We start from the raw sequence: 13877 nt of genomic DNA, 5'->3' as shown, positions 1-13877 counted from the left end.
CCACGTCCGGCGCGGTGTCATGAGGGGACCCCTCCAGACAAGATTTGTTAGGAGGGGTCCCCTCATGACAGCAGCGGTCAAGCCGGGGCGGGGGCCTCGGTTTCGTAGAGGGTGGTGATGTCCGGGGCGTAGCGCTCGTTGATCACCCGGCGCTTGAGCTTGAGCGTCGGGGTGAGCTCCCCGCTTTCCGGGGTCCACGACTTGGGCAGCAGGTGGTAGCGCTTGATCTGCTCGATCCGGGCGAGTCTGCCGTTCGCGGCCTCGACCGCCCGGTCGATCTCCGCCCGCACGGCCGGATGCTCGGCGAGCTTGGCCGGGTCGGTCTCGTCGATGCCCTGCGACGCGGCCCAGGCGGGGGCGATCTCGTCGTCGAGCACGATCAGCGCGGTGATGTACGGCCGCCGGTCACCGATCGCGACCGCCTGGCCGATCAGCGGGTGCTCCTTGAGCAGTCCCTCGATCCGGGTCGGCGCGATGTTCTTGCCGCTGGAGGTGATGATCAGTTCCTTCTTGCGGTCGGTGATCGTGACGTACCCGTCCTCGTCGACCGTGCCGATGTCCCCGGTGGGCAGCCAGCCGTCGGCGTCGGTCGCGGACTTGATCGAACCGTCCTCCTGCAGGTACCCCAGGAACACGATCGGCCCGCGCACCAGGAGCTCCCCGTCCTCGGCGGCGCGGACCTCGACGTCCGGGACCGGCCGCCCGACGGTTCCGGCCTTGAACGCGCTCGCGGTGTTCGCGGTGACCGCGCCGGTGGTCTCGGACAGGCCCCACACCTCGTGGATTTCCACGCCGAGCCCGGCGATGAAGTACAGCACCTCCAGCGGCAGGGCGGCCGCGCCGCTGGAGGCGAGGATCAGCTTGTCCAGGCCGAGCAGCTGGCGGACCGGGGCGAGCACGGTCCGGTCCGCTTCGGCGATCCGCTCGGCCAGTTCGGCCGGGACCTCCTTGCCCGCGCTGCGGAGTTTGTACCCCTCCTGCAGCAGCTCGTTGGCCTTGGTCAGCACCTCGCGGCGCTCCTCGGGCGCCCCGGCGAGCATGTTCTTCAGCCCGGCGGCCATCTTCTCCCAGACGCGCGGGACGCCGAAGAAGCCCTGCGGGCGCACCCGGCCGAGCGCGCCGACCACCGCGGTCGGATCGGCGAGCGTGTGCACGTGCCCGGCCCACACGATCGGCATGTAGATCGACAGCTCGCGTTCGGCGATGTGCGCGAGCGGCAGGTAGGCGATGTTGGTGCTGTGCAGCGGGGTGCCGTGCAGCGTGTGCACCGCGAGCGCCTCGTGGATGGCGTTGCGGTGCGACAGCACGACGCCCTTGGGATCCCCGGTGGTGCCCGAGGTGTAGATCATCGACAGCGGGTCGTCCGGCTGGATCCCCGCCCAGCTCCGCTCGAAGACGTCCGGATCGGCCTCGTGCAGCGCGGCGCCCTTCGCGCGCAGATCCGCGTAGCTGACGAACCGCTCGTCACCGGCGGGGATGGCGTCGGCTTCGATCATCACGATCCGCCGCAGCGCGGGCAGCTGGTCCAGCACCGGCTGCCAGCGGGCCAGTTCCGCGGCGCCTTCCAGGACGACGATCGGCGCGGCGCTGTGCCGGGCGACGAAGCCGACCTGTTCCGGGCTCAGGGTGAGGTAGGCGGTGCACGAGATGGCCCCGAGATGGGCCGCGGCCAGGTCGGCGACGAAGTGCTCGGGCCGGCTGGCGCTCATGATCAGCATGCGCTGCCCGGACCCCAGACCCAGGTCGGCGAGGCCGCGGGACACGGCGGCGATCTCGGCGCGGAACCCCGCCCAGGTCAGGGTCGGCTGGCCTTCGGCGTCGAGCGAGGTGATGGCGGGATGGTCGCCGTAGGAATGCGCGTTGCGGTGCAGCAGCTTCGGAATGGTCAGGCCTTCGGTTTGCGCGGCGACGGACTGGGTGGTCAACGCTGGCCTCCTGAGTACTCGCTGATTCGGACACCATAAGGGCCGATCAGCAGTCCGGATAGAGATTCCCGGCCAGTTCGGCTGGCCGGGAAACCCGCACCGGAACGCAAGGTCGGCCGGTGATCATTTCCCGTCGGCTTTCCGGTTGATCTGGAGATCAGCTTGAGGGTTTCCGGTGTGGGCGTTTTGCCCTGAAAGGATGCGTGGAGCTGCGGCTTGCGCGCTTTTCCATACCCCCAATTAACCCCGTCGGGTGACCTCGATAGAGTCCGCGCGCACTCAGTGCGTAACGCGGAGTATCTCGAAGCCTCGATGCCTCACACCAAAGAAGGAGAGTCATGGCTGGTCGGGTAAACCTTGCGAAGGCCGGTGCGGTTGTCGGCGCATCGGCGATGTTGATGCTGTCGGCGGCGATGCCCGCCAGCGCGGACGACCCGGTCACCGCGAAGGTTACCGGTAAGGACACCGGCGGCCTGATGATCAAGTTCGAGGGGATGGGCGCCCAGCGTCCGGTGCTGTTCGAACTGGAACTGTCGGACCAGACCAAACTGCGGTCGTACTGCGTCGAACTGGGCACCCTGGTGGTGCCGGGCCACCCCGAGATGATCGAGGTGCCCTGGGACAAGTACCCGAAGCCGGAGTCCCCGTTCCACAAGAACCGCGGCAAGATCAAGTGGGTGCTGCAGCACGGCTACCCGTCGGTGGACACCAAGGCGCTCGCCGGCGCGCTGCCCAAGGACGTCCAGCTGAAGGACGGCATCAGCGAGCCGGAGGCCATCGCCGCCACCCAGGCCGTCGTGTGGACGCTCAGCGACGACGTGAAGCTGGACCGGAACGTGGTGACCCCGGACGACGCGGACTCCAAGGGCGACGTGCTGGCGGTCTACGACTACCTGCTGAAGAACGCCAAGGACACCCCCGAGGAAGCCCCGGCCCTGAAGATCACCCCGGCGCAGGCGTCCGGTGAGGTCGGCAAGAAGGTCGGGCCGTTCAAGGTGAGCACCACCGCCGAGGCGCTCGAGCTGACCTCGAAGCTGCCCGAGGGCGTCAAGCTGGTGGACGGCAAGGGCAACGCCGTCGCGGCGAAGGACCTCAAGAACGGCAGCGAGTTCTACCTCGACGTGCCCGCCTCGGCGAAGCCCGGCGACGGCACGGTCACGCTGAACGGCACCGCGGACCTGAGCCTCGGCCGCCTGTTCATCGGCAAGAACTACGCGCAGAAGCCGACCCAGTCGATGATCCTGGCCAAGGCCGAGAAGACCAAGCTCGAGGCCACCGCCAAGGCGAGTTGGAAGGCGGCGCCCGCGCCCGGTGCGACCCCGACCGTGCCGGTGAAGATCCCGGCCGGTGACCAGCCGCAGGCGGCCGCGGCCGAATCCACCAGTGCCACGCCGTTCGTGCTCGGCGGCGGCGCGCTGGTGCTGGCCGCCGGTGGCGGTCTGCTGGCGGCCTCGCGCCGTCGTCGCGCGACTCAGGCTTCCACCGAGGACTGAGCCGTAGAACCTGCCGTCAGGGCCACCTTGCGCACGTAAGGTGGCCCTGACGTCTTTTCGGCGAGCGTGAAGGGGAGCGGTTTTCGATGACCGAATCGGCACGGGAGTTGCTCGCGGCGGTGCAGCGGGAACTGGCGCCGCACGACGACGAGAACCGGTTGGTCCACCTGATCGCCGGAGGAACCGCGCCGCGTTCGGTCTTCCGGCTCATCGCCGCCGAGGAACACCACATCGTCGCCAGCGACTGGCGCAGTTTCCTGCACCTGGCGGCGCGTTCGACGGAACGCAACGCGCGCGAGTTCTTCGCCGGGCTCGCCCAGGGCGAAGGGGTGGCGCTGGAGAAGCTGGCCGCGCTCAACGCCGCGACGGGCCTGGACGACGAGGCCCTGCGCGAGTACGAACCGCTCGCCGGCTGCCAGGCCTATCCGGCGTACCTGGCGTGGCTGGCGCTGAACGGGGACCCGGCCGACGTGGTCGTCGCGATCACCGCGAACTTCGCGGCCTGGGGGAGCTACTGCGCCACGATCGCCGAGGCGATGCGCGAGCACTACGGATTCGACGACGACGCCTGCGGTTTCTTCGACCTCTTCGCGTCGCCGCCCGAACCGGGCGCCGACGCGTTGCCGGTCGCCGCGGTGCGGGCGGGCATCGAGGCGGGCCGGGGATCGCGCGAAGCCCGCCGGTACGCCCGGCTCTTCCAGAGCTACGAACTCCAGTTCTGGAACACCCTCGCCGACCAGCCGGGGTAGCCGCTCACGACGGATCGGCCGCGGGGAGCCGGGGGTCGCGCAGCGGCGGCGGGCCGAGGAGGCGCCGGTCGCGCAGATCCAGGAACGCCGCCACCACCTCCGGATCGAACTGACCGCCCCGCCCGCTCAGCAGCTCGCGTACGGCCCGTTCCTCATCCACCGGTTCCCGGTAGGGGCGGTCGGCCAGCAGGGCGGCCCAGGTGTCGCAGACGGCGAGGATCCGCGCCTCCACCAGGATCCGCCGCCCGGCCAGCCCGTCCGGATAGCCGCTGCCGTCGAACCGTTCGTGGTGCTGGCGGATGATCTCCGCGACCTCGCCCAGCCCGGGCACCGCGGCGGCCAGGTGGCAGCCGAGTTCGGGATGCCGCCGGACCAGTTCCCATTCCGGTTCGGACAACGGTTCCGGTTTGGTCCAGACCTCGCACGGTAGGAGCGCTTTGCCGATGTCGTGCAGCCGCCCGGCGAGTTCGGTGCGGTGCACGGCCTCGGGCGGCAGGCCGAGCCGGGTGGCCACCAGCGCGCCCCAGCGGGCGACCGCCCGGCTGTGCTCGTGGACCGACAGCCGGGCGTCCACCTCGTCGGCGATCCGTTCGAGATCGACCGTCAGCGCCCCGCGGACCGGCCCGTCGGCCGGGCTCGCCGGGACGATCCGGTTGCGGCCCTGCGCCTTGGCGGCGTACAGCGCGCGGTCCGCGGCGGTGACGAGGGCGACGGGGGTGTCGCCGTGCAGCGGAAACCCCGCCGTGCCAACGGAGATCGTGACGTCGAGCCAGAGGTCGCCGGACACCACGACCGGGCGGTCGGCGACCTCCCGCCGCAGGCGTTCGGCGATCACCGCCGGATCGTCCGCGCCGGAATCCCGGATGAGCATCGCGAACTCCTCGCCGCCGTACCGCGCGACGAGATCGCCTTCCCGGGTGGCTGCCCGCAACCGCTGCCCGATCTCGACCAGGACCCGGTCGCCGGCGGGGTGGCCGTACCGGTCGTTCACCGATTTGAAGTGGTCGACGTCGGCGATCAGCACCGCCACCGAACCGCCCGTCCGCGCCGCGCGGGCGATCTCCAGCGCGAGCCGCGCCTCGAAGAAACGCCGGGTGCGCAGCCCGGTCAGCGCGTCGGTGATCGCCAACCGGCGCTGCTCGGCCACCAGCCCGGCGAGCCGCGCGATGGTCAGCATGAACAGGACCGCGCACGCGCACGCGGCGACCGGGATGCCGGAGTACGCCCCGCCGGCGTATTGGACGAGCACGGCCGCCGGGGCCACCAGGGCCGCGGCGCACAGCGCGACGATGCGCAGCGGACCCGGCGCGGGACCGGAATCGCGCGCGGGCTCGCCGATCCGGCCCATGGTCGGGTGCAGCGCGGCGGCGCCCAGCGCGAGATTGCCGGAAAGCCACAGGGCGTCCAGGAAGTTCCCGGCGCCGTAGGTTCCGTTCAGCTGCTGCAGCACGTACACGCTGTCCGCGGCCAGGAAGGCGAGCAGGTTGGTGGAGAGCAGGAAGAACGGGACCGGGCGGGGGCCGGGGCCGAGGATGAGCCGCAGCGCGACGGCGAACATCGCCAGATCCATCATCGGATAGCCGACCGAGACGATCTTGACCACGAGGGCCGCGTCGCTCCGCGTCTGCGGGGCGATCAGGTACAGCCAGGACAGCATCCCGGCGACCACCGCGAGCAGCGCCGCGTCCAGCAGGCCGGGCAGGTCGCGGCCGGGGGTGCGCAGCCGGATCAGGGCCACCAGGCCGGCCACCAGCAACGGGTAGTGCCCGAGGTAGAGCACATCGGCGAGGGCGGGGAAGTTCGTCCGGTGCAGGACCAGGTGGGAAACGTAGAAGTTGCCGTCGGCGACCGCGTACACGACCTGGCTCAGCCCGATCAGCACCCAGGGCAGCGGCGCGGCCGGGCGGTTGCGCAGGCAGCCGAGCCACACCGCGACCGCGGCCGAGGCGCTCACCAGGCAGTACAGGATGACCCGCAGCAACGGCGGCGCGTCCAGGGCCACCGTGACGTAGTAGGCGGCGACCGCGATCGCGCCGGTGGCGAGATAACCGGTCCAGGCCGAGCGGCCCACGGTGCTCCTCGATGACTTCGTCACGACGGTGTGAACTGACCTGTGAACGGGCAGGGATACTACACCTCATCTCATTCGACCAGGTGATGTCGAGCATCGGCTGGTTCGGGGTGAGCGGAGTCGAATGGAGAACGATGTCGCTGTCCGAACTCGCGGCCGAACTGGACGCGCGCGATCCCTTGGCCCGCAAGCGCGCGGAGTTCGATGTGGACCCGGAACTGTCCTATTTGGACGGCAATTCGCTGGGCGCTCCGCCGCGTGCGGTGGCGCCCCGGCTGGCCGAGGTGGTCGGGCGAGCGTGGGCGCGGCGCCTGATCCGGTCCTGGGACGAGGGCTGGTGGGAGGCGCCCGAGCGGGTGGGCGGCCGCATCGCGCCACTGGTCGGCGCGGCGCCGGGGCAGGTCGTGGTCGGCGATTCCACCAGCGTGAACCTGTTCAAGGCCCTGGTCGCGGCGGTCCGGCTGCGTCCCGGGCGGCACGAGATCCTGCTCGACGGCGGGACCTTCCCGACCGACGGCTACATCGCGGACGGGGCCGCGGGCCTGACCGGGCACACCGTGCGGCGGGTGCCGGTGGACGAACTGGCGGCGGCGGTGAGCGAACGGACCGCCGCCGTGGTGGTGAACCACGTGGACTTCGTGTCCGGCCGGTTGCACGACATGGCGGCGGTGACCGCGGCCGCGCACGCGAGCGGCGCGCTCGCGGTGTGGGACCTCTGCCACAGCGTCGGCGCGTTGCCGGTGCGTCTGGACGAACTCGGCGCCGACTTCGCCGTCGGCTGCACCTACAAGTTCCTCAACGGCGGCCCGGGATCACCGGCTTTCCTTTACGTGGCAAGCAAATGGCTGGAGTCGTTCGACCAGCCGCTGGCCGGCTGGGCCGGGCACCGCGACCCGTTCGCGATGAGCGCGGACTACGCGGGCGGCCGGGGAATCCGCAAGGCGCGCACCGGGACGCCGGACATCCTGTCGATGCTGGCGCTGGACGCCGCCCTGGACGTGTGGGACGACGTGACGATCGACGAGGTGCGCGCGAAAGGACTCGCGCTGGGCGATTTCTTCCTGCGCTGCCTGGACGAACTGCTCCCGGACGCGCGGGTGCTGACCCCGCGGGAGCACCGGCGCGGCAACCAGATCGCGCTGTCCTGGCCCGACGCGGGAACGGTCATGGCGGGCCTGATCGATCGCGGAGTCATCGGGGACTTCCGGCCACCCGACACACTCCGCTTCGGCCTGGCGCCGCTCTACACCCGCTACCACGACGTCCTGCGCGCCGCCACCGAACTCCGCACGCTCACCTGATCGCGCGGTCGTGAGTGTTTGGACCGGGTAGAACCGGTCCAAACACTCACGACCCCAGCACCCGGCCGCCCTCATGTGCACAAGGCGACCAGCGCGAGGAAGCGCCACCCCGCCCCGAAAGCGCACGCACTTTCGGCGCAACCCAGGAGAGGCGACTCACCTGAAACTTCCCCGCGACAGGCGCGCCCGACCGGCCAGGTGCAAAGACAGGTCCTAAGGGGACCCCTCGTGACAGTGCGGCTTGGGGCGGGCGACGGCGAACCATTCGCGCGCGGCTTCCACGCGTTCGGCCTCGAGGAGTGCCTGCGCGGTCGCCAGCACCAGTTCGGGCGCCAGTGAACCGGCGGCGATTCCGGCCGGGGACGCGGGTTGGGCCACCATGCCGACCACGCCGAGCTGATCGGCGGTGACCAGCGCGTCGCGGAACCGCCGGTCGTCCTCCCGCCGATCGGACAGGGTCGTGCCGACCTCGGTCAGCAGCGGCGCGAGATCGACGTCGTGCCCGGCGAACTCGCAGGCGACGCACATCCGGTCGTCGACGCAGGTGCGCGCCAGTTCCAGCAGCTTCTCGCCGTCCGGGCCGCCGTCGCCGCGACGCAGCCGCCAGGCGATCATCGGGTGCCCGGCCCGCCCGGCCAGCGACATGCAGGTCAGGTAGTGCGGATCGTCGACCGGGAGCTCCTCGGCCAGCAGGTGCCACAGGTCCGCGGGGATGTCCCGGGAATGCTCCGGCGCGTCTTCGAGGAGGTGGTCGGCGGCGAGGTAGGCGCCGTCGCCGCGCTCGACCAGGCACGGGTAGGCGCCCCTGGCCGCCCAGGCGAGCGCGGCCGGGTAGTCGGCCGCGCCTTCGTCGCGCGGGTCGAGGTATTCCGGGGCGACCGCTTTGAGCCACGCGAACGGCACCGGGGCGGTGTAGCGGGCCCGCCGGAAGTCGACCGCCGCGGAGACCAGCGCCGCGCCGAGCGGATGCGTGGCCCGGCGCCAGTTCCGCAGGGCGGCCGGTGCGCCCGCGAGGATCGCCGCGAAGCCCGGGCCGTTCGGTGCCGCGGGCAGCCGGACGACTGCGGCCCGATCCAGCAGTTTCGTTGGCAGCGAAGGGTTTTCCCGCTCGCCGGAGCGGAGCGTGCCGAGTACGAGGACGTCCTTCGCCGAGTCCAGGACGTTCCGCAGCGACTCCTCCGCCGCGGCGAACCGTTCCAGCCGGTCGAGCCAGATCACCTTGCGGCGGAACGGATATCCGCGGTCGACGGCGCGGCGCAGCGCCGGTCCGTCGGCGGGAACCACGACGGATCGGCGGGTGCGCGCCGCGATCCGGCGCAGGGCTTCGTAGGCGCTCCGGGTCTTACCGGATACCGACGGGCCTTCGACCACGACCAGACCACCGTGGCGAATCACCCGATCGAGTTCTTTATCGGCGTCGCGCGACAGATAAGCGGGCAGACCGCGATTCGGCGTGACGGCCGGGCGAACGCCCAGGTCGCCGATCGGGTCGAGCTTCCCAATCGGTTTGTCGACAAGGTTTCCGGGCCGCCGCGACGGCAAAAACATGAGCCACTTCCAGATTCTTTTCCGCTTTTGACCACGACTCATCGACCGGCGGCGCCAGTGTGTTACGCCGACGCCGAAAATCCGGGCGCCACCGGCGATCCCCGGTTTTTGTCGGTGCCTCGTGGCATACCGGTATCACCCCCGACGACCGCCGACCGGCCCCCGAAACTCCCGCCGGTCGGCACGACGCAAGGATGTGCACCATGCCCGACCACGACGCCCTGCTCGCCCGGGTCCGCAAGCTGCTGGCGAAAGCGGAGGATCCGGCCGTCACCGAGGCCGAAGCCGAGCTGTACAACACAAAAGCGGCCGAGCTGATCGCCCGCTACGGGATCGACCGGGCGATGCTCGCCGCGGACGACCACACGTCCGACGAGGTGGCCACCGTACGGGTGCGGCTGGACAATCCGTACAGCCGCGACAAGGCGGAACTGATGTCCAGCATCGCCCAGCCGTTGCGCTGCCGGACGGTTTTCCACCAGCTGGGCAAATCCGTTTCCGCGGTCACGGTATTCGGCTACCGCTCCGACCTCGAACGCGCCGAACTCCTGTTCACCAGCCTGTTGTTGCAGGCGGGCACCCAGCTCACCCGGGTGCGCCCGGATTCCTGGTGGGGCTACGAATCGGTGTCGGCGTACCGGCGCACCTGGCTGCACGGATTCTCCGTCGCCGTGCACCGCCGGCTCGCCGAAGCGGAACGGCGTGCCGTCGCGGACCACACCGCGACCACCGCCGCCGGCCGGCCCACGGACCTGGTCCTGCGCGACCGCAAGGCCGTGGTCGACCAGGCCTACGCCGAGCAGTTCGGCGGGCTGCGCACGATGGGCCGCCGGAAACTGTCCGGCAGCGGGTACAGCGACGGGCATCACGCCGGTCAGCGAGCCAGCCTGGACACCACCGGCCTGCGCGAACGAGCGAGTCCTAGGCTGGGCCCATGAGTTCCGTAAACGCCAGGTTCGCCGCGGGAGCGCGGGAATGCGAGCAACTCGCCGAGGAGCACCCCGAGGAACGCGCGGACTACCTGTGCGAGGCGGCGGAGCACTGGTACGAGGCCGGTGACAACGCCCGGGCGGACATGCTGTTCCAGCAGGCCATCGCGGCCGGCGGGGCGACCGGGGGCATCGATCCCCAGGTTTCCTACGCGGCGTTCCTGGTGGCGGTCGGCGAGTCGGAGCGTGCCCGCGAACTCCTGGACGAAGTGTGGCGGAAGGGCGGCGACAACCCGTCCGCCTACGAGATGGGCGGGGAGATCTTCGAGGTCGATTTCGAGGAGCCCGAGGTGGCCTTGCGCTGGTACACCGGCGGAATCGCCCGGGTGATCGATCCGGCCGACCCGCCGGAGGCGGCGGACCTGCTCGACGATTCCGCGCTGGGGATGTTGTTCTCGGCGCGCAGTCGCGTCCGGAAGCAGCTGGGTCAGCCCGAGGATCAGTGGGACGAATTGTGGAACTCGGCCTACGCGATCAGGTACCAGGGCCGCAGCCCGGAAGACGTGGAACGCGAACTCTTCCGCGCCGCGGAAGAGATGCGGCGGCCACGGCGTGCCGTCCAGGGCACCTTGTTGTACTGGCCGCGGGAGCAACTCGCGGAGTACCTGCGCCGCTGGCCGGGGGCGTACCCCGGTTTCGAAGACGAGGCCGATCCGCACGAAAGGCACCGCCGGGAGGTCGAATCGACGTTGCGGGGCAGCGACGACGGTATGCCGCTCGCCGTGGCCATCGCGGAGGTCGCGGGCTTCGTGGAGTACGTGGACGAGCACGCGGATCTTCGCCCGGACGAACCCGAGGCGCGAGCGTCCTACGCCGCGGAACTCGGCCGGCTGGGCAAGGGCAGCCCGTGGCCGCCCGGCCGCAACGATCCGTGCTGGTGCGGTTCCGGGCGCAAGTACAAGAAGTGCTGCGGCGCCCCGGGCTTCGCCGATCCCGGCTGAGCGGCGGGGTCAGATCCGGAGCACCAGCCCGTCGTCGGCCAGCTCGAAGGCGGCCTCGTCCCGGTGGGCCAGCATGTCGGCCGACGGGTGGGTCAGCACGACGCGCTCGCTGGTGAGCCGGTCGCGGTGCGCGAGCAGGTCCGCGTGGCGGAGGTGGTACGGGATTTCCTTGTCCCAGGAGTAGGACTCGGCGATGAACAGGTCGGCGCGGTCGGCGATCTCGAGCAGCGCGTCGGTCCACGCGGTGTCGCCGGTGTAGCCGACGACCGTGCCGCCGAAGTCGAGGCGCAGCCCGAGGGCGGGCGCGATCCGCGCCCCGTGCTCGACGGCCCAGGCGCGGGCGGCCACCCCGGCCACGGTGACCGGGGCGGCCCCCGGCGTCAGCTCCACCACCTCGACCGGGAACCGGCGGCGCACCTCGGAGGAGCCGGGAAACGCCAGCTCCAGGGCCTCGGTGAGGCGGCGCGCGGTGCCCGGTGGGCCGGCGACGGTCAGCGGCGCGGTCCGCCGGCTGAACTGTCCGTCGAGGATCAGCGGGGGCAGGCCGCCGAAGTGGTCCACGTGCAGGTGCGAGACGAAGACCGCGGCGATCTCGCCGGGGTCCAGGTTCTGCCGTTTCAGGGCGACCAGGGAGGTGGCGCCGCAGTCCAGCAACACCGGATCGCCCGCGGGCGGGCGCAGGTGGATACAGGCCTGGAACCGGCCGCCGCTGCCGAAAGCGTCCCCCGAGCCCGCGAAGGTCACCGTGGTTGGTTCGGGCGTGCTCATTCTGATCACTATTCTCTCGTGGCCCGAGGTTGGCTAGCGTGAGGAGATGGCTCGGCTCCCGCGTGTCGTGGTGACCCACTGGACGCACCCGGAAGCACTGGCCTACCTGGCCGGGTTCTGCGAACCGGTCGCGCCCGGCCCGGCGCCGGGCGTGTGGAGCCGGGCGGAGGTGCTGGACCGGGCCGCCACCGCCGAGGGCCTGCTGGTCTGCATGGCCGACAGCGTGGACGACGAGTTCCTCGCGGCCTGTCCTCGCCTGCGGGTGATCAGCGCGGCGCTGAAGGGATATGACAACTTCGACGCCGAGGCGTGCGCGCGCCGGGGTGTGTGGCTGACGATCCTGCCGGACCTGCTCACCGAGCCGACCGCCGAACTGGCGATCGGGCTGACCATCGCGGTGATGCGCCAGGTGCCGGCGGCGGACCGGGCCGTGCGCGGTGGTGACTTCGCCGGCTGGCGGCCGCGGTTCTACGGCGCCGGGCTGGCCGGGGCGACCGTCGGCATCCTGGGCATGGGGCGCCTGGGCCAGGCGCTCGCCGAGCGGCTCGCCGGGTTCTCGGTCACCGTGCGCTACGCCGACCCCCGGCCGCTCGACCCCGAGCGGGAGCGTGCGCTCGGGGTGCACCGGAGTTCGACGACCGAACTGCTCCGCCGGAGCGACGTGGTGCTCCCCCTGCTGCCGCTGACCCGGCAGACCCGGGGACTGATCGACGCCCGGGCGCTGCGCGAGTTCAAGCCCGGGGCCTACCTGGTGAACATCGGCCGCGGTTCGGTGGTCGACGAGGAAGCGGTCGCCGACGCGCTCGAGGCGGGCACGCTTGCCGGATACGCCGCCGACGTGTTCGCCATGGAGGACTGGCTCCTGCCCGGCCGGCCGGACCGGATCCCCGCGCGCCTGCTGGAAAACCCGCGAACTGTGTTCACCCCGCACCTCGGGTCCGCTGTGGACGGTGTGCGCCGGGAGATGTCCCTCGCCGCCGCCCGCCAGTTGCGCCAGGCCCTCTCCGGGCAACGCCCCGACCACGCGGTGAACGATCCGGCCCGCTGACTCCCAGTCAGTCCTAAGTGGACCATCGCCCGCTTCGGGCAATCCGCCATCCGGTGCACCTTTTGCCCGAAAAGCAAGCCGCCAACCAGCCCAAGTTGACCGTCGGTGACTGTGAAACTGCTCTCCGTCGATACAGATCGTCTTTCGGTCGTCGTCGCAGTAGACTCGCTGCGCTGGTTGGCGGTAACAGGTCACGACATGGTGCGGAAGCGAGTATGAGGAGGCGTACCTAGAGTGGCATCGACCATGCAGGCGTCTGCCGAGAACGGCACGGAGCAGCCGAACTTCGCTCGGACAAATGACTACTGGCTCGGCGGGTCGCACTTCACCGAGGTGGATCGGAAGTTCGCGGAGCACGTCATGGTTGTCGCGCCGCACATCCCCTACCTGGTTCGCTCGCATCGGGCCATGTTGGGCCGCATGGTGCGCTATCTGATGAGTCAGGGGATTCGCCAGTTCCTCGACATCGGATCCGGGCTGCCCACGTTGGGCAACGTGCACGAGGTGGCGCAGAGCGTCGACCCCGAGGCGCGCGTGGTGTACGTCGATCTCGATCAGGGTCTTGCCGCCGACGGTCAGCGCCTGCTGGCGGGCAACGACCGGGCGGCGTACCTCTGCGCCGATCTGCGCGAGCCCGAGCAGGTCTTCGACGCGCCCGAGACGCGGAAGCTGCTGGACCCGCGCGAACCCTACGCCGTGTTGATGCTGGCGACACTGATCCACTTCGCGGACGACGAGAACCCCGAGGGCTTGGTGGCGCCCTACATCGACCGCTTGCCCTCGGGCGGGTACCTCGCGATCTCGCACTACAGCGAGAACGAAGAGCTGCTGAACGCGTTCAACATCTTCGAGCAGATGTTGCTCGGTTCTCGGCCGGTGGTGAATCTCCGGGATGCGGAACGGCTTCGTTCCTTCTTCACCGGGCTTGAGTTCGTGGAGCCGGGCGTGGTTCCCGTACCGCAATGGCGCCCGGATTCTCCGGACGAAGCGGACCGCAATCCGGACCAGGTCATCGTGCACGCGGGACTTGCCCGCAAGCCGTGA

At 70.7% G+C, this 13877-nt stretch carries 11 protein-coding genes; 7 read left to right on the top strand and 4 right to left on the bottom strand.

Going from position 1 to position 13877, the window contains the following annotated elements:
- Positions 1-77: 77 nt before the first annotated feature.
- On the bottom strand, positions 78-1925 hold the full coding sequence (locus FXO23_RS27000; protein ID WP_158888247.1) for an AMP-dependent synthetase/ligase: 1848 nt from the start codon (positions 1923-1925) through the stop codon (positions 78-80).
- Positions 1926-2263: 338 nt separating this feature from the next.
- On the opposite strand from FXO23_RS27000, the gene FXO23_RS26995 reads away from it, so the two are divergent.
- Both FXO23_RS26995 and FXO23_RS26990 read left to right on the top strand, forming a co-directional pair.
- Positions 2264-3418, top strand: a complete 1155-nt coding sequence (locus tag FXO23_RS26995; RefSeq protein ID WP_158888246.1) for a thioester domain-containing protein — start codon at positions 2264-2266, stop codon at positions 3416-3418.
- A gap of 86 nt (positions 3419-3504) precedes the next feature.
- A complete protein-coding gene (locus tag FXO23_RS26990; RefSeq protein ID WP_158888245.1) occupies positions 3505-4167 on the top strand; it encodes a thiaminase II/PqqC family protein in 663 nt (220 codons plus the stop codon).
- Between the two features lie 4 nt (positions 4168-4171).
- Here FXO23_RS26990 and FXO23_RS26985 read toward each other — a convergent pair whose 3' ends face one another.
- On the bottom strand, positions 4172-6238 hold the full coding sequence (locus FXO23_RS26985; RefSeq protein WP_246257866.1) for a diguanylate cyclase: 2067 nt from the start codon (positions 6236-6238) through the stop codon (positions 4172-4174).
- 134 nt (positions 6239-6372) lie between these two features.
- On the opposite strand from FXO23_RS26985, the gene kynU reads away from it, so the two are divergent.
- Positions 6373-7539, top strand: coding sequence for a kynureninase (gene kynU / locus FXO23_RS26980; protein ID WP_158888242.1), 1167 nt, complete (start codon positions 6373-6375; stop codon positions 7537-7539).
- Positions 7540-7752: 213 nt separating this feature from the next.
- On the opposite strand, the gene FXO23_RS26975 is transcribed toward kynU, so the two are convergent.
- Complete coding sequence (locus FXO23_RS26975; protein WP_158888240.1) at positions 7753-9087, bottom strand: P-loop NTPase family protein; 1335 nt, start codon at positions 9085-9087, stop codon at positions 7753-7755.
- Between the two features lie 203 nt (positions 9088-9290).
- Here FXO23_RS26975 and FXO23_RS26970 point away from each other — a divergent pair, with 203 nt between their 5' ends.
- Positions 9291-10025 (top strand): DUF2786 domain-containing protein, encoded by a 735-nt coding sequence (locus tag FXO23_RS26970; protein ID WP_158888239.1) that lies wholly within the window; start codon positions 9291-9293, stop codon positions 10023-10025.
- Entirely contained in the window at positions 10022-11017 is a 996-nt protein-coding gene (locus FXO23_RS26965; protein ID WP_158888238.1) for an SEC-C domain-containing protein, read from the top strand. Before FXO23_RS26970 ends, FXO23_RS26965 begins: the two co-directional genes overlap by 4 nt.
- Before the next feature lie 9 nt (positions 11018-11026).
- Here the strand turns inward: FXO23_RS26965 and FXO23_RS26960 are convergent, their stop codons facing one another.
- Positions 11027-11785 (bottom strand): MBL fold metallo-hydrolase, encoded by a 759-nt coding sequence (locus FXO23_RS26960; RefSeq protein WP_158888236.1) that lies wholly within the window; start codon positions 11783-11785, stop codon positions 11027-11029.
- 46 nt (positions 11786-11831) lie between these two features.
- Between FXO23_RS26960 and FXO23_RS26955 the strand changes: the two genes are divergently transcribed.
- Together FXO23_RS26955 and FXO23_RS26950 are read left to right on the top strand one after the other, a co-directional pair.
- Entirely contained in the window at positions 11832-12833 is a 1002-nt protein-coding gene (locus tag FXO23_RS26955) for an NAD(P)-dependent oxidoreductase (RefSeq protein ID WP_158888235.1), read from the top strand.
- A gap of 234 nt (positions 12834-13067) precedes the next feature.
- Positions 13068-13877, top strand: coding sequence for an SAM-dependent methyltransferase (locus FXO23_RS26950; RefSeq protein WP_246257864.1), 810 nt, complete (start codon positions 13068-13070; stop codon positions 13875-13877).

The organism is Amycolatopsis anabasis (assembly GCF_009765355.1).
In the GTDB taxonomy this organism is placed as follows: domain Bacteria; phylum Actinomycetota; class Actinomycetes; order Mycobacteriales; family Pseudonocardiaceae; genus Amycolatopsis; species Amycolatopsis anabasis.
This window is presented reverse-complemented; position numbering and strand designations above follow the sequence as displayed.

Coding starts and splice junctions, on each gene's coding strand:
- FXO23_RS26955 (WP_158888235.1), top strand. CDS start 11,832: ATGGCTCGGCTCCCGCGTGTCGTGGTGACCCACTGGACGCACCCGGAA.
- FXO23_RS26960 (WP_158888236.1), bottom strand. CDS start 11,785: ATGAGCACGCCCGAACCAACCACGGTGACCTTCGCGGGCTCGGGGGAC.
- FXO23_RS26990 (WP_158888245.1), top strand. CDS start 3,505: ATGACCGAATCGGCACGGGAGTTGCTCGCGGCGGTGCAGCGGGAACTG.
- FXO23_RS26970 (WP_158888239.1), top strand. CDS start 9,291: ATGCCCGACCACGACGCCCTGCTCGCCCGGGTCCGCAAGCTGCTGGCG.
- FXO23_RS26965 (WP_158888238.1), top strand. CDS start 10,022: ATGAGTTCCGTAAACGCCAGGTTCGCCGCGGGAGCGCGGGAATGCGAG.
- FXO23_RS26995 (WP_158888246.1), top strand. CDS start 2,264: ATGGCTGGTCGGGTAAACCTTGCGAAGGCCGGTGCGGTTGTCGGCGCA.
- kynU (WP_158888242.1), top strand. CDS start 6,373: ATGTCGCTGTCCGAACTCGCGGCCGAACTGGACGCGCGCGATCCCTTG.
- FXO23_RS26975 (WP_158888240.1), bottom strand. CDS start 9,087: ATGTTTTTGCCGTCGCGGCGGCCCGGAAACCTTGTCGACAAACCGATT.